Source organism: Candidatus Limimorpha sp. (assembly GCF_056203535.1).
The window spans coordinates 22977-44085 of sequence record NZ_JBADWU010000021.1; the positions used below are offsets into that span (position 1 = coordinate 22977).

19 protein-coding genes and 1 tRNA gene are annotated in these 21109 nt (G+C 46.1%); 6 read left to right on the forward strand and 14 right to left on the reverse strand.

Annotated features, from left to right (window positions below; translation table 11 throughout):
• Nucleotides 1–75 precede the first annotated feature (75 nt).
• The 6 genes from AC06MN_RS02385 to AC06MN_RS02410 form a co-directional block, all read right to left on the reverse strand.
• Nucleotides 76–1473, reverse strand: a complete 1398-nt coding sequence (locus AC06MN_RS02385) for a thioredoxin-like domain-containing protein (protein WP_475670749.1) — start codon at nt 1471–1473, stop codon at nt 76–78.
• Nucleotides 1474–1677: 204 nt separating this feature from the next.
• Entirely contained in the window at nt 1678–2796 is a 1119-nt protein-coding gene (locus AC06MN_RS02390; protein ID WP_475670750.1) for a fibrobacter succinogenes major paralogous domain-containing protein, read from the reverse strand.
• 6 nt (nt 2797–2802) lie between these two features.
• On the reverse strand, nt 2803–3282 hold the full coding sequence (locus AC06MN_RS02395) for a T9SS type A sorting domain-containing protein (RefSeq protein WP_475670751.1): 480 nt from the start codon (nt 3280–3282) through the stop codon (nt 2803–2805).
• A 224-nt stretch (nt 3283–3506) separates the two neighbouring features.
• Complete coding sequence (locus AC06MN_RS02400) at nt 3507–4733, reverse strand: sigma-54 interaction domain-containing protein (protein WP_475670752.1); 1227 nt, start codon at nt 4731–4733, stop codon at nt 3507–3509.
• Between the two features lie 22 nt (nt 4734–4755).
• Nucleotides 4756–7224, reverse strand: coding sequence for a phenylalanine--tRNA ligase subunit beta (gene pheT / locus AC06MN_RS02405; protein WP_475670753.1), 2469 nt, complete (start codon nt 7222–7224; stop codon nt 4756–4758).
• Nucleotides 7225–7581: 357 nt separating this feature from the next.
• Entirely contained in the window at nt 7582–9066 is a 1485-nt protein-coding gene (locus tag AC06MN_RS02410; protein WP_475670754.1) for a T9SS type A sorting domain-containing protein, read from the reverse strand.
• 294 nt (nt 9067–9360) lie between these two features.
• Here AC06MN_RS02410 and AC06MN_RS02415 point away from each other — a divergent pair, with 294 nt between their 5' ends.
• Entirely contained in the window at nt 9361–10524 is a 1164-nt protein-coding gene (locus AC06MN_RS02415; protein WP_475670755.1) for a n-acyl-d-glucosamine 2-epimerase, read from the forward strand.
• 52 nt (nt 10525–10576) lie between these two features.
• Here the strand turns inward: AC06MN_RS02415 and AC06MN_RS02420 are convergent, their stop codons facing one another.
• On the reverse strand, nt 10577–11149 hold the full coding sequence (locus tag AC06MN_RS02420; protein WP_475670756.1) for a hypothetical protein: 573 nt from the start codon (nt 11147–11149) through the stop codon (nt 10577–10579).
• Nucleotides 11150–11188: 39 nt separating this feature from the next.
• Nucleotides 11189–11764, reverse strand: a complete 576-nt coding sequence (locus AC06MN_RS02425; protein WP_475670757.1) for a hypothetical protein — start codon at nt 11762–11764, stop codon at nt 11189–11191.
• 66 nt (nt 11765–11830) lie between these two features.
• Here AC06MN_RS02425 and AC06MN_RS02430 point away from each other — a divergent pair, with 66 nt between their 5' ends.
• On the forward strand, nt 11831–12286 hold the full coding sequence (locus AC06MN_RS02430) for a low molecular weight protein-tyrosine-phosphatase (RefSeq protein ID WP_475670758.1): 456 nt from the start codon (nt 11831–11833) through the stop codon (nt 12284–12286).
• Here AC06MN_RS02430 and AC06MN_RS02435 read toward each other — a convergent pair whose 3' ends face one another.
• From AC06MN_RS02435 to AC06MN_RS02450, 4 genes are all read right to left on the reverse strand, one after another.
• Nucleotides 12287–13552 (reverse strand): ATP-binding protein, encoded by a 1266-nt coding sequence (locus AC06MN_RS02435; RefSeq protein ID WP_475670759.1) that lies wholly within the window; start codon nt 13550–13552, stop codon nt 12287–12289. It lies immediately after the preceding gene.
• 165 nt (nt 13553–13717) lie between these two features.
• On the reverse strand, nt 13718–14290 hold the full coding sequence (locus AC06MN_RS02440) for a hypothetical protein (RefSeq protein WP_475670760.1): 573 nt from the start codon (nt 14288–14290) through the stop codon (nt 13718–13720).
• 11 nt (nt 14291–14301) lie between these two features.
• Complete coding sequence (locus AC06MN_RS02445; RefSeq protein ID WP_475670761.1) at nt 14302–14793, reverse strand: RNA polymerase sigma factor; 492 nt, start codon at nt 14791–14793, stop codon at nt 14302–14304.
• Between the two features lie 311 nt (nt 14794–15104).
• Nucleotides 15105–15743: a nitroreductase gene (locus AC06MN_RS02450; protein WP_475670762.1), complete on the reverse strand. Its 639-nt coding sequence runs from the start codon at nt 15741–15743 to the stop codon at nt 15105–15107.
• A gap of 191 nt (nt 15744–15934) precedes the next feature.
• On the opposite strand from AC06MN_RS02450, the gene AC06MN_RS02455 reads away from it, so the two are divergent.
• The 4 genes from AC06MN_RS02455 to AC06MN_RS02470 all read left to right on the forward strand — a co-directional run bounded on the left by AC06MN_RS02455 (nt 15935) and on the right by AC06MN_RS02470 (nt 18762).
• On the forward strand, nt 15935–16183 hold the full coding sequence (locus AC06MN_RS02455; protein WP_475670763.1) for a hypothetical protein: 249 nt from the start codon (nt 15935–15937) through the stop codon (nt 16181–16183).
• Entirely contained in the window at nt 16176–16607 is a 432-nt protein-coding gene (locus AC06MN_RS02460) for a type II toxin-antitoxin system VapC family toxin (RefSeq protein ID WP_475670764.1), read from the forward strand. Before AC06MN_RS02455 ends, AC06MN_RS02460 begins: the two co-directional genes overlap by 8 nt.
• A gap of 221 nt (nt 16608–16828) precedes the next feature.
• Entirely contained in the window at nt 16829–18562 is a 1734-nt protein-coding gene (locus AC06MN_RS02465; protein ID WP_475670765.1) for a glutamine--tRNA ligase/YqeY domain fusion protein, read from the forward strand.
• A gap of 129 nt (nt 18563–18691) precedes the next feature.
• Nucleotides 18692–18762, forward strand: a tRNA-Gln gene (locus tag AC06MN_RS02470).
• Nucleotides 18763–18814: 52 nt separating this feature from the next.
• Here AC06MN_RS02470 and AC06MN_RS02475 read toward each other — a convergent pair.
• Nucleotides 18815–19966, reverse strand: coding sequence for a hypothetical protein (locus tag AC06MN_RS02475; protein WP_475670766.1), 1152 nt, complete (start codon nt 19964–19966; stop codon nt 18815–18817).
• A gap of 53 nt (nt 19967–20019) precedes the next feature.
• On the reverse strand, nt 20020–21109 hold a 1090-nt coding region (locus AC06MN_RS02480), incomplete at its 5' end, for a PD-(D/E)XK nuclease domain-containing protein (RefSeq protein WP_475670767.1).

Below are 21109 nucleotides of genomic sequence, written 5' to 3' on the forward strand. Positions count from 1 at the left end.
TGTCTATTTTCTTGTGTTTTTATTTTATCGTTGTCAGTTGTCAGTTTTTAGTTATCACCCATAACCCGTCACCATTCATCTATCACCTTTAATTAAAAAATAGTCCACCCACGAATCCATTTGGCTGACAGAATTGGGGCGCAATATTATTTTCCGTTCATTATCAAGCAGATAAAATGTAGGTGTGGCAAAGACGTGATATTTTTCCACTATCGGACTGTCCCATTTCTGAAAGTTGCAAACGCTAATGAATGGGAAAATTTCCGTGAAATTGTTGAAAGCGTTTTCATCTTCGTCGAGCGAAACGAAAACGGTTTCAACGCCTTGCGATTTCCATTTTGCGTAAAGATTTGTCAGTTTCAGCAGTTCCTGCGGGCATTGCGGACACCAACTGGCGCCGAAAACCAAAAGCACATATTGGCTTGAGAGTTCCGAAAGTTTCTTCGGCACTTTCGCGTAGTTTGGAGCCACCACAACCGACCTGAAATCGAAATCTGGTGCCTTGTTGCCAATCTTCATTGCGCGATAACTCTCTAATTGTGAGGCAAAATCATTGTCGAGCGTGCAACCATGTTCGTTCAGCAGTTTCAAGGCCAAGTGTTCGGAAGCAGCGAAAAGACTACGTTTTTCCAATAACTTGAACAGATATTCGCTGACGACATTCAGTTTCGTTTCGTCTTTCAACAGATTTTCCACCATGCAATCGATGGAAATATTCATTTCCTCAGATAGTGATTCCAAAGTTTTTCCGCTGTTCTCGATGAGCCAGAAATGATTATCGATGGTTTCTTTCAGCAAGCCGCTTTTTTGCAAACGCTCATCGCAATAATCGATGTTGCGGAAAGCTGTCACGGTTTCAGGAATTTCATCGGTGCGATATTGCGCAATGGCGGGAACCGAACTGACCAGTTTCCGCATGGGCAAATACCAGCCAATGTAATCGTCTGAAGATGTGTTAAGTATCCAGAATTTCTCTTCTTCTCCTTTTAGCTGCGCCTGCTCCCACAAAATGGCTTGCTTCACATCCTTATGCTTTGCAAGAATAGCATTTTCTTCATAGAGCTGTTCCAGAAAATTCCATGCATTCAATGCCTCTTCACGAATCGGATGCTCGGTGGCATATTGCGCAAAGACCTGATTTTGATGGCCATTGACGATTTCGATATTTTCCGTATCAGCAAAGTTTCTGCCTTTTAGTTGCAAATCTTCATTTTCGGCCAAGACGACTAAAAACGTTTGGCAACTTTCCGATGCAAGCATTGCCATGCCACAATCATTTCCGCCAAAAGAAAGGCTGAAAACGCCTTCAGCGTTGGCGGTCGTGCTATTAACAACATAGGTGTCGAAACCGGAAAAACCGACCAAACTGATTTTCTGGCCGGCATAATCCGAAAACACGCCCGTGACGGTGTTTTGTGCAAACATCGTCGACGTGATGAACACGATTATATTGATGAGCAATGCTTTTTTCAAAGGAGTTTCTTTTTATTTATCAAGAATTAGTGAATTAGAGAAACGGACAATGTGCTACTGAAGTTCTGTGCGCAAGCGCACTCTCGAATTTGAGGGGCAAAGCCTTGTGATATCTCGATTCTCTTTTTCCTGCACGAAGTGCCAACTTCAAGTAGGACGGAAAAAACATTCTCTAATTCTCAAATTCTTGACAAGAAAAACATATCAATCCTTAATGCAGCGCACGGAATAACCGTAAGCGCGGTATGGTGAATAGAACTCAGCATGAGCGGCATCGAAATTCAGGCGCGAAGCCTTGGTGCCGTCGACGGTGCTGGTCCAATAGAAACCATTGCTGCCAGGAAGAACGAAAGCGCCATTGTTAGCCTCGGAATAGTGGCGGCCACCGGCGCAAGGCAGTTTGAGCACCGATGTAAAAGCACCGTTCAAATCCATGCTGCTCCAAGTGTCACGCTCGGCAGTCCATTCGGCTTCGGTAGGAACGCGGAAACCTGCCGGGCATGGGTTGTTGATGCCGTTGACACCTTGCCAAAGGTCATCGTTCTGCGTGCTGCGCCAATCGTGAGGGCTGGAGGTTGTCAGAATGAAAAAGCTGTGACCAGGGTTGTCGCCATCGCTCAATGTGGTGGTGCAGAATGAACCTCTGTCCTGATGGCCATCGTTGCCGCGGCCCCATTGGTACAAGTAGCCGTAAGAACTCAAATCATCAATGCTGGTTGCCACTTGCGAAGCACCGAGATTGCGATCCATCCATTCGGCACCTGTGATTGGATTGATGACCGTGGTAACATCACCTGAACCACCAACCCATGAAGGAACGCCATTGACCATTGTCAAGGTTGCGCCATCGCTACCGGCAGGAAAGATAACCCACTGTGAACCATTCCAATACTGCATATCACCAGTATGGTTGCCTGATGGGACATTGCCAGCATACAAAGCGTAAGGAACACTCAGCAATTGGCTTGTGCCCGAAATGGTGTATTTGTTCAAAGGTGCTTCAACGGCAGTTTCCGTCTTCACAAAATAAGGGCCATTGGCCCAATTGATGTTTGCGAAATTGCCAGAAACGACAGTACCTGCACCGATTTCAAGGCTTGCCAAACCATTGTCGTTTGTGGTTGGGGTTTGGGTCTCGACATATACGGCAGTGCCGTTTGCCGAACCTTGCAGGATGCTGATTTGCATTCCGATTTGCGTATTGACGACCAATTCATTTGCACTATTGCGAACGACGGCCTGATAGCTCATTTTCTGAGGTGCCTGAGCAAAAACCTGCATTGCCACGAGGACAAGTGCCAAAACTGATAGTATTCTTTTCATATTGACTTATCTTTTAATGATTTTAAATGTTTTCACTGTTTTGTTTCCTTGGTTGACTTTCACGAAATAAGTCGCTGAAACCAAACCTTGCATATCGATATTCGTTTGATTTTCAGTGATTTTTCCTGATTTCAGAAGTCTTCCGTTCATGTCGAACAACTGATATGACAAATCAGAATTTTCATCCGATGATGTCAGGTAGAGATAATCCGTTGAAGGATTTGGGTAGACCGACAGATTGATGTTTTCAGCGTTTTCCGATACCGACAGCACCGAAATTTCGTAAGGTTGCTGCACGCCTTGCGTCACGGAGCCATTCGATCCTGCATTGGCGGAAAAAACCGTTTGGCCGACGGAAAAACTCACGGAGCCTCCATCGCCTGCGGCATTGCCACCTGCGGCGTTCACGCTGACTTGTGCACGCAATCCGAACGACACAAGCAACATAGCAAGCAAAACGCTAATTTTCAAATGTTTAAATAGCATTTATCCTCCTTTTTTATGTTTGTTTACACTTGAATAGTTTTCAGTAATGATTTGCAAAATTGTTCAAAAAAGTTCAAAAGTCCAAAATCTTTCTACTTTCCCACTTCAAACCTTTTCCACTTTTCACTTTAAAACTTTCCACTTTAAAACTTTCCACTTTGATTCGCCGTTTCGATATGTTCAACGAGCTAACCAACTCCTAATTCCTTACTCCCAACTCCTAATTAAGATTCAATTTGATATTCCTTAATCTTTCTGTAAAGCGTGCGTTCGCTGATGCCCAATTCTTTGGCAGCTTCCTTGCGATGACCTTTGTATTTATCCAAAGCCTTGATAATCATATCTTTTTCATTCTGAATCAAGGAAAGGTTATCGGGTTTGGACGGTGCAGGTTCCTCGGTGGAAAGAATTTCCGTAAATTCCTGTTCGACATCTTCCGGTTTCCTTTTCTCAACCTGTGTCACGACGGTTCCCGTCTCGCTAACGTAAGCCACCGGCGAAGCAGGAACATAACTCTGTTCCGGCTGATGGCCATTCATCAAATTGTTGACGGTGTTGCGCAATTCGGTGATGTCCTTTTTCATGTCGAAAAGCACACGGTAAAGAATGTCGCGCTCCGACAGGCCTTCCGTCGATTCGTCTCTTGGAAGCAAAACCAAAGATGTGGAAATCCTGTTAGGCAGGTATTTTTCCAAAATCTCAGGCGTGATGACACGTTCCTTTTCGATGATGGAAATCTGGTCGGTGATGTTTTTCAACTGACGGATGTTTCCATCCCAACGGTATGATTCCAACATCTTTACTGCCTCTGGCGACAGGGAAACGGCTGTGCTGTGGCTCTTTTCGGCAAAATCGGAAGCGAACTTGCGGAACAGCAGGTAAATGTCGCTCTTGCGCTCGCGCAATGCAGGAATGTGAATCGGAATCGTGTTCAGACGGTAATACAAATCCTCGCGGAACTTGCCCTTTTCGATGGCTTCGGGCAAGTTGACATTAGTGGCGGCCACCACGCGAACATCGGTTTTCATCACCTTTGAGCCGCCGACTTTGATGTATTCGCCGTTTTCAAGCACACGGAGCAGACGCGCCTGGGTCGAAAGCGGCAATTCGCCGACTTCATCCAAAAACAAAGTGCCTTTGTCGGCAATTTCAAAGTAACCTTTGCGGTCGGCGACGGCACCGGTGAAGGAGCCTTTTTCGTGACCGAAAAGTTCCGAATCGATGGTGCCTTCCGGAATAGCGCCGCAGTTGACGGCAAAATATTGTCCGTGCTTGCGGGCGCTGTTCTGGTGAATGATTTTCGGGAATACATCCTTGCCCGTACCGCTCTCGCCCGTAATGAGTACGGTGAGGTCGGTCATGGCAACCTGTGTGGCAATCTCAATGGCATGATTCAGTTGCGGATCGTTGCCGATGATGCCGAAGTTTCTTTTAATCGATTGTACGTCCATATCAGTTTTTGGTTATTGGTTCTTATCTCAAGACAGCATTCAATTGTTGTTCAAGTGCGCTTTGAATCTTGCTCATGGTCTTTTCTATCACCTTATCAGTCAAGGTGGTGGAAGTCGACATCAGGACAAAGCTCATGGCATATTGTTTCTTGCCTTCCGGAATCTTTTCGCCTTCGTAAACATCGAAGAGGCTCATCGATTGCAGTATCTTGTTTTCGGCCTTCATGGCGACTTTCTTCACTTCATCGAAATTGACATTCTTGTCGAAAATCATGGCGAGGTCGCGGCGGACTGATGGGAATTTTGGCAGTGCGACAAACTGAATTTCAGCAGCCTTGGCAATACTTTGCAGCATCAGCGTCCAATTGAAGGTGGCATAGAAGACATCTTTCTTCACATCGAATTGTTTCAAGGTCTTCTTGCTAAGTTTTCCGAAGGTGACAATTTCTTGACCATCAATCATGTAAACGGTTGAATAATCGAAATGAGGCAACGTGCCTTCCTTGGCTTCGATGGCGTTGAGGTCGAATTTCATGTGCTGGAGAACGCTCATCACATATTGTTTCAAATCGAAGAAATCGACAGCCTTGGCCTGATTGCTCCACAGTTCCTCCTGTTTGTTGCCCGTGAGGAAAAGGTCGAGGCAATAATGCTCGCTGTAAGGCGTGAGCGTGTGCTGCATATCCTGAACAGCCTTGGAATCAAAGAAATAGACATTACCGAACTCGAAGAATTTCATGTCGTTCATCTTGCGATTCTGGTTGAAAGCGATGGATTCGAGGCCGCCCCACATCAGGGTTTGGCGCAACACATTGAGGTCGCTGCTCAATGGGTTCAGAATCTTCACGTTCTTGTCTTCGTCGAAAGCCTCGAAAGCGGTGCTGTAAGCGGCTTTGGTCAGCGAGTTGTTCATGATTTCGTAGAAACCATTGGCCACCAGCATATCAGAAATCTTCTGCTGCAACTTGTTGGCATCAGGCTTGTTGGTGCGGCTGATGGAGGCATTGATGCGGGTCGGAATGGCGATGTTGTCGTAGCCGTAGATGCGCAGGATTTCCTCGACCACATCGGCCGGGCGGGTCACATCTACCTTGCAGGTGGGAACATTGATGACAACGTGCTCATCATTCTGTTCAACAACCTCACATTCAAGGCTCTTCAAGATGTTGACGGCTTGCGTCTTGTCGATTTCCTGACCGGCAACCTTGTTCAGATAAGCAAATTTCAAATCGACTTGTGCAGGCTTGAAATCACCGTTTTTCACATCCTTGATTTCGGATGAAATGGTTCCGCCAGCCAATTCCTTAATCAGCATAGCAGCGCGTTTCAGGGCGAAAATGGTGATGTTCGGGTCGGCACCGCGTTCATAACGGAAAGATGCATCGGTCTGAAGGCCATGGTATTTAGCCGTTTTACGGATGGATGTCGGGTTGAAGTAAGCACTTTCCAAGAAGACGTTGGTGGTTTCCATCGTGACACCCGATTTTTCGCCGCCGAACACACCAGCGATGCACATGGGTTCCTCGGCATTGCAAATCATCAGGTTCGTATCGGTGAGTTTGCGCTCAATGCCGTCCAAAGTGACGAAAGGCGTATCTTTCGGCATACATTTCACGACGATTTTCTTGCCAGCGACTTTGTCGGCATCGAAAGCGTGCATCGGCTGTCCGACTTCCATCAAAACGTAGTTGGTGATATCGACAATGTTGTTGATGCTGCGGATGCCAACGGCAGCAAGGCGGTTTTTCAGCCAAGCCGGCGATTCGGCAACCTTCACGCCGCTGATGGTCAAGCCTGAATAACGCGGGCAAGCAGCCGTGTTTTCAACCTCGACTTCAATATTGTTATTGTTGTTTTCAACCTTGAAATCATCAACTGAAGGGATGACAAGGTGATATTGCGTAGTCTTTTCGCGTTGGTTGAGGGCAGCCACGAGGTCGCGGGCCGAACCAATGTGTGAGGTGGCATCGGAACGGTTGGCGGTGAGGCCGATTTCGATGGTATAATCCTGTTCGACAGGGAAATAGAAAGCGGCTGGCTTGCCAACTTCATAATCATCAGGCAGCACCATGATGCCATCGTGCGAACTGCCAAGCTGCAATTCGTCTTCGGCGCAAATCATGCCTTCGGAGACTTCGCCACGGATTTTGCCTTTCTTGATGGTGAAGCTCTCGTCACCTTTCCAAAGTTCACAGCCGATGGTTGCCACTAAAACTTTCTGTCCGGCAGCCACATTAGGCGCACCGCACACGATGTGCAGCGGTTCGTCGCCGCCACAATCGACTGTGGTGATGTGCAAATGGTCGGAATTGGGATGCTCAACGCAAGTGAGCACCTTGCCCACCACGACGCCTTTCAGCGAACCCTTGACGGATTCGAACGGGGTGAGGTCTTCAACTTCCAAGCCTGTTGATGTCAGCACTTCGCTGACCTTTTCTGCCGAATATTCGCAATTGATGTACTGTTTCAGCCAGTTATAAGAAATTTTCATTGTATTATGTTTTAATTATTTGCTTTTCTACAAAATGGCAAAAATACGAAATTCTGCCAAAATGTCACCTTTTTTGGAAAAATAATGTCTACGGGAACACAAATCACCATTAATCAGCCATTAATGTTTTGCTTCGCATGACACGCAGCGAAGTGTTAAGTCTATCTCGCTTTATCATAAAACCATGCTCATACGGCGAAGCGTCATGCCTGCGCAGGCAGGCATCCCCTGAGCTTATTGGAACGCCCACATGGGAATGCCCTCTCGAAAACAAATTATTGATTCACAATTCCATTACGATACTACCACACTGTCTTGATTAATGATTCATTCGTGGAATTTCACATTTACCCCAAGTTATTCCTTCACGAATTTTCCACTCACAATCTCATTTTCAGCGTTATAGATTCGATAGGCATAAATGCCGGATGGCAAAGATGACACGCCCACACTGAGCACATTGCCCTCGCCACGGATGATGCGGCTCATGACCGTGCGCCCCATGGCATCGCTGATGCTGATGCGGTGTTCCTTGCCTGTCGGCAGACCTGAAATGTCGAAATGAATTTCATCGCTGGCTGGATTAGGAAAAGCCAAGGCTTCTAATTGCTCCTTGGGTATTTTGCTCACGCCACAAGGTATCGGGTTGAAATCCTCTCTGGAAAACCTCCTGACGCGAATGTGTTCCGGACCACCATGAAGGACATGTCTCTGCGTAAGAACAATACAACCTTGGTCAGACATGGGAAGAACCGCCACTGAAATTTTTTTCATTTCATCTGGAAAAGTAATTTTGCCCAAAATCTCCAAATCCACATTTGTCATATATATTTCCGGATAAAATGGGTCATAATACATTCCCGGACCGCAATTCCCTAAGAAATAGATTGTGCTATCGTTACAATAGGCCATGTTGTTACTACAGTAGCCTGAATACATAATCGTGTCTTTCTTGTTAATCTCAACCTTCTGAAGTATGTTGCCTTCCAAGTCGACTTTAGCAACAAAAAGATTCATTTGATTGCTATGCGGATTATCACAACAACAGCTGCCTGTCAACAGCAACACGCTGTCGTTAAGCCAGTGATCAGAATAATACTGCATTACGCCCCAATTGTTCACTATGATGTTGTAATCATATACGAAATGAAAATTGTTGTCGAAATGGTCCAGACTTGAAACATTTCCATGTTTTCCACCTCCCGCAAGGACAATGTATCTATCACCTTTTGGAGATTTCAAAAGTTGCTGGGTCATCATGGTATGCAGCCAGTTTTCCGGATCAGGATAATCAGAATAACAGAGCCTGTATGCAAGACATTCGCCATCTTCGTCGAACCGCCAGAAAGAGCCTCTGAAATCCCATATCTTAGAGTCCAATTCTTTTTTTTGGGTGATGAAAGCCAAGACCGAACCGTCGTCATCAAGTATCATCTGACTGTAAGGAACAGCCCAATAGCCGGAATCCAAAGGATAAAGACGCTCAGTCAGTACATCCAAATTGTTGTCGAATACCATGACTAAGACAGAGTCAGTTGAAGATGCAATGTCTGTTGACGAGCCGGTCGCAAAGTATTTTCCATTAGGCAAAGCCAAGACATTAAGCAGGCAATACGAGCGGCCCGCACTGCCGTATGTACGGCTTTCGTAAGTTCCGTCTTCATGGAAACGCATGACCCAAGCATCCGAATTGTCCTTGCCAACAAACAAGCAGTTCTCCTCGCCATCCTTGCAGCCTTGAAGAAGATTGGCTCCTGGACATTCAAGGCTCACATCCCACTGCTGGGCAAAAAGAGAAAAACTTCCTAAAAGTAATAATGCAATTGCAACAAATCGTTTCATGGCTCAAATGTTTTTATTTTGGGGCAAATATAGTGAATTTTGGAAAAAGCAAGAATTTAGGCGGAGTTTTTTTTCGTTCAGCCAGCATTTCAATGAAACAGGCTTTCACTTTTTATGAAGAAAAATGTGATTTGCTTGACTAAAAGTTCGGAGTGAAATCGTTACAAAGTTCGGAGTGAAATCGTCAAAAAGTTCGGAATTTTGTTTTTCAATTGAAAAAACCTCGTAATTTTGCATAAATACAGTGTCTTCACAAGAAGGCTGGTTATTTAACGGTAATGATAAAATAACACTATGGATTTCAAACAATTAGCACAACGTTACAAGCACGAACTGCTCGATAAAGTGGTTCCATTTTGGCTTGAAAAATCGCAGGACAAGGAGTTTGGCGGCTATTTCACCTGCCTCAACCGCGATGGTTCTGTTTTTGATACTGATAAATTCGTTTGGCTGCAAGGCCGCGAAGTCTGGATGTTTTCCGTCCTTTACAATAAAGTGGAAAAACGTCAGGAGTGGCTGGATTGCGCCATTCAGGGGGCTGAGTTTCTGAAGAAATATGGTCACGATGGCCATTACAACTGGTATTTTGCCCTCGACCGCCAAGGCAACCCGTTGGTTGAGCCTTACAACATTTTCTCCTACACCTTTGCGGTTTTGGCTTTTGGCCAACTGAGTATCGCCACGGGCAACAAGGAATATGCCGACATCGCCAAAAAGACTTTCGACATCGTGCTTTCAAAAGTCGATAACCCGAAAGGAAAATGGAACAAGACCGTGCCGGGCACCCGTCCGATGAAGAGTTTCGACCTGCCGATGATTCTCTGCAACGTGGCCTTGGAAATTGAGTCGCTGCTTGAACCTGAGTTCCTTCAAAAGACCATCGACACCTGTCTGCACGAGGTTTTGGATGTCTTCTATCGCCCCGAATTGGGACTCATCGTCGAGCATGTCGGCGTTGATGGCGAACTGATGGACAACTTCAATGGCCGTCTGCTCAATCCGGGCCACGCCATCGAAGCGATGTGGTTCATCATGGATTTAGGCGTGCGCCTGAACCGTAAGGATTTGATTGAAAAGGCTGTGAAAATCGCCCTCAGCGAAGTGAATTACGGCTGGGACAAGGAAAACGGCGGCATCTTTTATTTCCTCGACAGAAAAGGCTATCCGCCCGAGAAATTAGAATGGGATCAGAAACTGTGGTGGGTGCATATCGAAACCCTCATCACGATGCTGAAAGGCTATCAACTGACTGGAAATCAAGAATGTTTGGATTGGTTTGAAAAGGTCAACGATTATGTCTGGACGCATTTCACCGACCCTGAATATCCCGAATGGTACGGCTATCTGAACCGCCAGGGCGAGGTGCTGCTGCCTTTGAAAGGCGGCAAATGGAAAGGCTGTTTCCATGTGCCGAGAGGCCTGTTCCAATGCTGGCAGATACTGGAAAAATTGTCATAAACCCAACTATAATTTGTAGAGACGTTTTGCAAAACGTCTCTACAAATGTTTTTTATTCAAGTCCTGTTCTTCTTTTTATCGCTTCAATATTCTCGTAATCAATCACATAGAGCTTACCGCTTTTCGTGGTGATGAGCGCGTGATTGTCGCGTTGTGCGCTGAATAAATAGTATATGTGTTCCGTTCCGCGCTTGCACCAACCGCCGTAAGTCATTTGTCGGTTGGAAAGTTTTTTTCTTTCGCTTTTCTTATCATTCAGGCCATAGACCCTTTCAGCATTTGTGCCAGAGTTCATTAGTTTACCTCTGCCACGGCCATAAAGCTGGTCGTCGGCTTTTTCGATGCTGACGATTTCGGACAAAGGCAACAAAATTGATCCAATCATATAATTGAAATACAAGTTGTCATCATCAATGGCAAGGTTTCTGGCTATACATTTGCTGCTGCTGACGAAGGAAAGCGGGATAGTAATCATCAAAGCGATAGCTGCTGAACCACCCCACAACGATGCCTTGTCGTAAACAATAACGAAGATTATTGCCGCAAGGCAAATGACGAGCATACAAATGTACATAACAAACAGCCTTCTCCATTTTACCGATTCAAAATCCTGTAATATTTCCATAGGTAGTAATTTTTGAAGTAAAAGTAAATTTATTGAAAATCAAATAAGTCCTGCTTTCCGTTTTATCGCTTCAGCATTCTCGTAATCAACTACATAGAGTTTTCCGTCTTTTGTAGTGATAAGCGCGTGATTGTCGCGTTGTGCGCTGAATAAGTAATACTTGTGTTCCGTTCCGCGCTTGCACCAGCCGGCGTAGGCGAGTTTTTTGTCGAAACGGCTTTTGCTTTCGTCTTTCGCCTGACCATAGATTTTTCTTGCTTCTCCGTTGGGATCCGCCAACTTGTCCTTGTTGCGTCCGTAAAGTTGGTCATCAGCTTTTCCTATGCTGGCAATTTCCGCCAAAGGCAACAATGTGGTTCCAAGCATACGTTTGAATATCAAGTTGTTGTCGTCAATGGCAAGATATCTTGCTGTGGTTTTGCTGCTGAAAATAAGAGAAGAGACTCCAAGAATCGTAAAGATTTCCATGTTAAAAAGCAGTCCAAACTCCATCTCATTGCTGTATTTTTCTAATAGAATCGAACCTGCAACGAGAATCAAAAAAACAATGATTTCAACAGTAAGAATCTTTTTCCATTTCGGTGATTCAAGATTCTGTAATATTTCCATTTCCATAGCGATGAATTTTTTGCAAAGTTAAGAAAACTTTTTTGTTTATTTTTGCCTCATAAACAGATAAAAATGTACAAGATACTTTTCGTTTGTCACGGTAACATTTGCCGCAGTCCGATGGCGGAATTTGTGATGAAAAAAATGGTGAAAGACGCTGGCCGTGAAGCGCAGTTCGAGATTGCTTCAGCCGCCACTTCAACCGAGGAAATCGGCAATCCCGTCTATCCTCCGGCACGCCGCATACTTGCCGAACACGGCATAGGTTGCGCAGGCAAAACGGCTCGCCAGATGACGCGGCAGGATTATGATTATTTCGACCAAATCATTGCCATGGACCGCAATAACCTTCGCAACTTGAAACGCATGTTTGGCGAAGATACCCAGCACAAAATCAGCCTTTTGATGGATTATACGCACCGCCCGGGCGATGTGGCCGACCCTTGGTACACGGGCGATTTTGAGACCACATGGCGCAATGTTTGGGATGGCTGCGAAGGGCTGCTGAAAAATGTTATGAAATCTTAATCAAGGCTTCAGCAGATTGATAGGCACGACAAACACGCCGTCTTTTCTTCGGTAGGAAGGCCCGACGGCGGTAAGCACCATTAAAAATGAAGGTGCGTTTTCATCGCTTTTTTCAACGATTTTCTTTCGGAGCGTTTTCAGTGAGGCGGCACCTTCTTCAATCAGTTTTTCACCGCCAATCTTGATTTCTACAGCTCCCCAACGTCCATCTTCCAAATGGACTACAGCATCACATTCTAAACCTGCATTGTCGCGGTAATGGCGCACTTCACCGTGTAGTGTGGCGGCATAAACAGATAAGTCTCTCACGGCAAAATCTTCAAAGAAAAGTCCGAAACTGTTGAGGTCGCGTTTCAGGTCATCGGGGCCTATCGACATGGCTCGGCAGGCAATCGAAGTGTCAACGAAATGTCGTGTTGGAGTTGTCCTTATCGAAGTCTTCGATCTGATATTTGGATTCCAGGCTTGAAGGTCATCGATGATGAAAATGTCGCGCAAGGCTTCCATATAATCATCGAAAGTCTTGGGGTCCATCGACCTTTCGTTGCTTTGCTTGACATCCTCTATGATGGTTGAGGCGGCGGCTTCTGTAGAAATGTGGCGGGCATAACTGCGCAAAATCATCCGCATCACTTCAGGATTTTTGTTGCGGAAACGCTCGTTGTCGCTGTCCTCAAAAAGGAACAGACCGTTATAATAGTTTTTCGTGATTTCCAAAGCGATTTCCTTGTCGGCTAAAACGGAAATAGGCCAGCCGCCACGGCACATCAAAAAAGCCACGTCATCGATGGTAAACGACTCGTTTCCATTGATTTTGATGTCGCTTGCTCCGTCGAATAGTTCTGCCAGCGACACAATGCCTTCCGATTCGTTTGACTCAAAAAGCGACATTGTCTTCATTTTCATGGGCGTAATGCGTCCTGCTCCTGAATGATGGACTTCGGTTTTGTCGGCAGGTGTGGAGCTGCCTGTCAGAATGAATTTTCCAAACTCATAATTAAAATCCAAATTGTCTTTCACCTGATTCCACAAATCGGGGACAGTTTGCCATTCGTCTATCAGTCGGGGAGTTTCGCCTTCCAAAACCGCCTTCGGATTCAGCCTTGCCAGTTCGATAGCCTGTTTCGTGTTCAGCTTCACAAAACTTTTCTGATAGCGTAGGCAAGTCGTCGTCTTTCCGCAAAATTTCGGTCCAGCCACCAAAACCGCCCCCGAAGTGCGCAATTTCAGTGCAATTTCTTTCTCAACAAGTCTTTCGTAATACATCTATCTTGAGGTTTTTACGCTGCAAAAATACAAAATTCCCAAGATTTTCAATACAAAATTCCCATAATTTTCAACTTTTAATTCCCAAGATTTTCAATTTTTGGGAAAATTACAGTTGAATTTTCAGCTCGTTTTGCCGTTGATACATCTACAGCTGTGTAAGGTTCATTCTTTTTCTAGTTCTTCCAATACTTGCGAAAGGACGTTTTCAACTTTATCGGTCATTATAGTCTTGCGAATGACATCAATGAGAAGATAGATAGTTATCGTAATTGGAATGATTACCATTAAAACATAAAAGACAGTAAAAATCATCTGTTCGTCTGGTAGCGATTTTGAGCCAATATAAATAAAAGAAACTATGGCAGTAATTGGAATACATAAAAACACAATTGCCGCGCTGATTCTTGTAATCTTATTGTATTTCAGTGCTCTTTTAATGCGGATGGTGTTCCGCATAAGATTGCGATTGGCTGATTTCAGTTCATTTGTGGTCTGATAAATACAATAGTATAAGGTGTCGCAAAAGATTCCTAATACTAATCCGATAATACCAAGTAAAATGAAAAAAATAATTGGCGTGATAATCATTTTGGCTATAAGCCGTCTTTGAATTTTTACAATTCTCTTTTGTGTCATTTCGCTGATGGCTTCATCGCTGACGATTTCTTCCTTGTCGAGTTTCTGGTTGAGGAGCGCCATCTGTTCGCGCATTTCTTCTAATTCGTTGTGTTCCATAGCTTTGTTTTTTATTGTTCGTCTGACATGTTTTTGAGCTGTTCCTTAATCCTGACCAATTTCACGGAAACGTTTTTCGTTGAGATGCCGATAATCTGCCCGATTTCTTCGTAACTCATGTTTTCAAGCCACAGCAGCACAATGGCGCGGTCGACCATGCCGAGGCGGTTGATCCGGCTGTAAAGCTGCTGGATTTGTTTCGTGTCGCTGTCGGTGTCGGTGAAAAGGTTGATTTCCATCGAGAGCGGTATGGTTTCCGATTTCTTTTTCTTCCGCTCGGCCGAGATGCAGGTGTTGAGCGTCACGCGCCACACCCAGCTCCGCACGTCACATTCGCCACGGAACGAGTCGAAGCCATTCCACAAGTTGATGAGCGTTTCCTGAAACAGGTCGCTGACTTCGTCCTGGTCTTTCGAGAACATATAGCACACGGTGTAAATCGTGTTCTTGTTCCCTTTGACCATTTGCGCGAAATCCTTTTCTTTTTGCTTTTTGTTTTCCATGATTGGTGAATTAAAGAACAACCCTTAGACGCAAAATCCGCCGTAAAACTACAAAAAAAGTGAGATTTTTTGCCATTAGCTTTTAGCCATTAGCCATTAACTTTGCACAAACGCAGCTAAAAGCTATAAGGAATATCGCCAACTCGCCAAATGAAAAACCGCCGATTCGCCAAATGGATTTTTTAAAGCATTGAAATGCAAACAAATAACGCTCGCACCTAAATCAAAGATGCAAGCGTTATCAAAAGCCAATATTTTGAATTAATGTATCTGTTAGCTAATGGCTAAAGGTTAATAGCTAACAGCTCCATTTACTCAATCCAATAAACATAATTTTCCTTGCGCGGGCGGGCTTCGGGTTCGTCGCCGTTGGTGTAGCCGAGAATGCAGTTGCCGATGCCGACAAAATTGCCTTCAATGCCCAAATTGGCGAGGATGGCCTTGCCTTCTTCTGTCTCGAAGACTTCCTTGGCGCGGTGAATCCAGCAGGAGCCTAAGCCTTTGGCGTGGGCTGCGTTGAGCAGGTTGCCCATGACCAGACTGCCGTCTTCCTTCCAAGTCATGGCAGCGGTGCTGTCGGCCAAAACGACCAACACGACAGGAGCGCCATAGAACGGGTCGCTGTCGCTACCCATGACGGCGGCGTTGAGGCGGCTCAGCTGGTCGCGCATTTCGCGGTTGGTGACGGCAATGATGATTGGGCTTTGGCGGTTCATGCCCGTAGGGGCGTAAGTGCCGGCCTGGCAAATTTCTTCAATCACCTCGCGTGGAGGCATTTCTTCGGTGTAGCTGCGCACGCTGCGGCGCGTCAGCAAGTCGTCCATTGTAGTATTCATTGTGATTGGTGTTGTGTTTGTTTCGGTTGCTTCCGATTCTTCCGTCTTGTTACAGCACGACGGCAAAGCGATGATGGCGAGTGCCAAAGCGATGATAAGTGAATGTGTTTTCATAGTAAATGTGATTATTAACGGGGCAAAAATATGAATTATTCTTTTCGATTGAGCGGAACTCCCGTCAGAAATTTATGAAAAGAAAGGCGAGAAGAACTCCTTACATCTTGAATCAATATAAGCAATCTTCAACTTGTATAGTGAATGTGGAATTTTTTATGTAAGTTTGCAGCGTAATAAAGAAGATAATCATGACAGCAATAGAAATGAAGTATTCCTTATTTAAGGAAATTGATGCCATCGATGACGAGTCGATGTTAGCCCAATTGACAGCTTTCATCAAAAGCCTGCTGATGGATTCCAAGAAAGAAACCGTTCAGGAAGTGGACAAAGATGGAATTCCGGAGTTCATTCGCAACATGAGTGTCAGTACAGGCATGACTGGTGATGAAGATGTGAAGGAACTCATGTACAAACATTGGGAGGAAAAGCATGGATAAGCTGTTCCTTGATGCAAATGTCGTTATAGATTTCCTTTGTGAGCGTAGCGACAATTTCTATAAACCCGCAGCCTGGCTAATGGTCAAGGGCTACAATAAGGAAGTCAATCTATGTTGCTCAACGCTAACACTTGCAACCGCAAGTTACCTTATGGAAAGGAGCAAAATAGACCATACTGAAGTGCTCAGAAAAATATCCGATATGATCAGCATTTGCGAGTTGGCAAATGTCGACAGGAATGTCGTTACTCAGGCTTTGTCTTCCGAATTTTTGGATTTTGAAGATGCCATGCAATATTTTTCTGCAAAGGAATGGGGCGCAGACATGATTATCACACGGAACAAGAAGGATTTCAAGAATTCACATATTCCGGTTTACGAACCAATGGAATATTTGGCGATTTTTGACCGTAAATCCGTATAGCACAGACATGCGTCTTGTCGGAAACCCATAAGAGACGCGATGAATCGCGTCTCAAATTCGTTGCGTCCTGAAATGAGAACCAATCAAAATCATTTCTTACGGATTAAGGAAGCCAACATTAATAGGAAACTATAAGAAATTTTGAAAGATTTCTCGGTGCAGCCGAATCCAAATAAATGATTTTGTCTTACTTTTGCACCTCGTATTAACTTTTTAGACTTATGACAAATCCAGTTGAAGAAAACGGAACAGAAAAGAAATCGCTGAATTTCATTGAAGCGATGGTTGAAGAAGACCTCAGAAACGGCAAGAACGGCGGACGCGTACAGACCCGCTTTCCCCCAGAGCCTAACGGTTATCTTCACATCGGTCATGCCAAGGCTATCTGCCTCGACTTCGGCATTGCTGCCAAACACGGCGGCGTGTGCAATTTGCGCTTCGACGACACCAACCCTACCAAGGAAAACATGGAGTATGTCGATGCCATCAAAGAGGATATTCAATGGCTTGGCTACCAGTGGGGTAACGAATACTATGCTTCCGATTATTTTCAGCAACTCTGGGATTTCGCCATCAGATTGATTAAGGAAGGAAAGGCCTATATCGACGAACAGAGTTCGGAAGAGATTGCGGCACAAAAAGGCACGCCTACACAGCCTGGCACCGAAAGCCCTTACCGCAACCGCCCTGTTGAAGAGTCTCTGGACCTGTTCAACAAAATGAATAACGGTGAGATTGAAGAAGGCAAGATGGTGTTGCGTGCCAAAATCGACATGGCCAACCCGAACATGCACTTCCGCGATCCTATCATCTACCGTGTTGTGAAAACGCCACATCACCGCACAGGCACCAAGTGGAACGCTTACCCGATGTACGACTTCGCCCACGGACAAAGCGACTTCTTCGAAGGCGTCACCCACTCGCTCTGCACTTTGGAATTTGTGGTTCACCGCCCGTTGTACGATTATTTCGTTGATGAACTGAAAGAAGGCAAGGATTTGGATGACAACCGTCCACGCCAGACCGAGTTTAACAAACTGAATCTCAATTATATTCTGTTGAGCAAACGCAATTTGCTCGTCTTGGTCAACGAGGGTTTGGTCAGCGGTTGGGATGACCCGCGCATGCCCACGATTTGCGGTTTCCGCCGCCGTGGCTACACGCCATCGGCCATTCACAAGTTCATCGACAAGATTGGCTACACCACTTACGATGCTTTGAACGATTTCGCCTTGATGGAAAGCGCCATCCGCGAAGACCTCAACGCAACGGCAACCCGCGTGGCTGCAGTCGTCAATCCGGTGAAACTGATTATCACTAACTATCCTGAAGGTCAGGTCGAGGAAATGGAAGCCATCAACAATCCTGAGGACGAAACCGCCGGCAGCCACAAGATTGAGTTCAGCCGCGAGCTTTGGATTGAAAAGGAAGACTTCATGGAAGATGCTCCGAAGAAATATTTCCGCATGACCCCTGGCAACGAAGTCCGTCTGAAGAACGCCTACATCGTGAAATGCACAGGTTGCAAGAAAGACGAAAACGGCGAAGTCGTCGAAGTCTATGCTGAATGTGATCCCGAATCGAGAAGCGGTCTGCCAGGCGCCAACCGCAAGGTGAAAGGCACCATCCACTGGGTCAGCTGCAACCATTGTCTGGAAGCCGAAGTGCGCATGTACGACCGTCTTTGGAAGGTTGAAAATCCGCGCGACGAACTCGCACGCTTGCAGGACAGCGGCCTCACACCACTCGAAGCGATGAAGGAAATGATGAATCCAAATTCTTTGGAAATCCGTCCAGTGTGCTATGTGGAGAAATATCTCGCCGATGTCAAGCCACTCGACCATTTCCAGTTCCAGAGAATCGGCTACTTCACCGTCGACAAGGACAGCACAGCCGATCATCTTGTGTTCAACAAGACCGTTGGTCTGAAAGACACTTGGGCAAAGGCACAATAATCAGCTAATTACCAATTTCAGCGATGACTTCCCTGTCATTAGGGGAGTCATCGTTTTTGTATGAGGAAAAAAAATTCGTTTTTTTCCTTGCGCTATTAGAAAAAATAGTATTTTTGCAGCCGATTTCAGTGCCCAATGGTGTAATGGCAGCACTCCTGACTCTGGATCAGTCAGTCTAGGTTCGAATCCTGGTTGGGCAACAAAACGACCGCTGTAACTTGAGTTGCAGCGGTTTTTTTGTTTGGATTTTCATCACTTCCACTCCGTTGCAGTCCTCATAGCCAGCATGATGGCTTCGCCTACCAAAGCCATGTCGGCTAACAGATAATGGCTTTTGCCTTGGCTGTGCCATGTCGTACCGGCTATCTCGCCCGTTTTCAACATGCTTTTCCGCAAGTCCCAGTCTTCGAAAAAGGTGACGCTTCCAACTCCAAAGGCCGTCCCCGTAGGATTAAGGTTGCAGATGATAGGACCAGCATCAATGTCCATCCCGAGCCAGCAACGCCTGTCGTAGTATTCCTTGAAACCCGTCATCAGTTTCCTTTGCAGGAAATGGACTTTCAATTTTTCGTATTGGTCACGAGCAAAATCCTTGTCAACAAAAGTCAGGTAATAGCAACTCAAAGCCGTATAGGAGCCTTTTATGGGCGCATTTTTGTACATGCCCATTGTTTCGTCAGGCAAAAACGACGAGATCAATTGGGTTTCAGGGTCGAGCCACTGCTGCTTCGCTTGCTCTATCCAGTTTTGTACGGTCGCTCTGTACTCGCCGTCGTTCTGCTGGGAATACAGCGACAAAGCGACTATGGCTACGAGCATATCGGGCACATAGACGCCCTCGTCGGGATAAGTCGGCAGGTTCATGTTAGGCGTGTCAAGGAGCCTGCGGTGCATGGTCTCGCAAAGCCTGCGGTAAAGATCGTCGTATTTGCCATCGCCACCGATTTGCTTGTAGCCTCCTATCATCCAAGCCAGGTGACTCAGATAAGAGACATGGCTTTTGTCGCCGTCAAGCGTCTCCAATGGGTCTTCGTCCCAGCGCTCGCGGTCGTATGCCCGCAGTTCGGGCGACATCACAATTTTGATCAAGCTATCGATACGGGCAATGTTTTCTTCGCGTTCTTCGCCGTAAATCAATGTGGTGTTTACCAATGCCGCCGACAACATGGAGCAACTGTACAAGGCCCATTCGCCTTGAAACTGCGGCCCGACGAGACGCGGCATCTCGTCGATGAGTTGCTGCGGACTTGTCATCACCTTTTCGAGCAGGAAATCACGCCATGAAAGGATGTCTTCTTTCTCGCTGGCAAAACCACCGTGATGCCTTGTGGCAATGCCAACCCAAACGGCTTTTACCACAATAAAGGCAAGAATGACCAAAAGAACAATTAGCAAGACTTTCATTTTTCGAGGTTTCATCTGGCAACAAATGCAATTTGTCCTTTATATAGAACACCTCATTCCACCACCCACCGGTCGATATTGCGGCTGGCCGTGCTGAAGTTCACGCCAACCTTCACAATCTGGCGTCCATCGCTCTTGAATGGTTCGGCATAGCCTTTCTCATCAATCTGCGCCAAAGCCTCTTCCGCCGACTTGTTGAACTTGAATTCGAAGATGTAGATGTAATCCTTCGTTTTCACGGTCATATCCATGCGGCCCTTGTTGGTGTGGTTCTCTATCTCAACGTGATAGCCGCAAAGTGCCGTGAGGATGAACATCACGCTCTGGAAATGCCGCTCCTGCTGAGGCTCCAGCTCGTAAGGGCAAGCACTCAAAAACGACTGCAAACGTTCCATAAAGCCCTCGATGTCGCCCTCGCGTAGCGAGCGCACAAAGCGGCTGATTTCGAAGCCTGATCCAACAGCATCCACGTTGGTGTAGCTCGGGATGAGGAAACGCACGAACCCCTGGCGCACCTCCTTGTTCGGGAAGCCCAGTTTGTACAAGCCGAATTCCTCGTCATAGCCTTTTATCGTAAGGTAGCCGCTCTGGTAAATCACCGGCAAGGGATTGGTTGAGGCAATGTCAACGCTGTTCAGCACGTCACTCACGACTTCTTCCTTCTCAATGCCTGATAGGTTGTATTGGTGCTGTTTCAGCAGTTCCACAAGGTAGGTCGGTGTGCCGGTCTCGAACCAGTAGGCACCTATGTTTCCCTTGTAAAAGGCGTTGATCAGGCTGAAAGGATTATATACTCCTGGAAGTTGCTCCTCACAGAAGTGATAGCCGTCGTAATTTTCGCGGAGTGCAGCGTATGTCTCATCTACCGACTTTCCTAATTTCTCGGCGAGTTCGGCCACTTCCACTCCGAAATTCGCGCGAAGTTCCTGCTCCGAAATGCCGCAAATGTCATGGAATGCGGCATCCATGGAAATGTCGTTCAGATTATTCAGGTCGCTGAAGACGCTCACCTTGCCGAATTTGGTCACACCCGTGAGAAACGCGAAGCGGATGCATCCGTCCATCGACTTCAAGGCACCGTAGAAACCTTTCAGCGTGGCGCGGTAAGCCTCCTGCAATTCCGTGTTGCCGATGGCCTGCAGC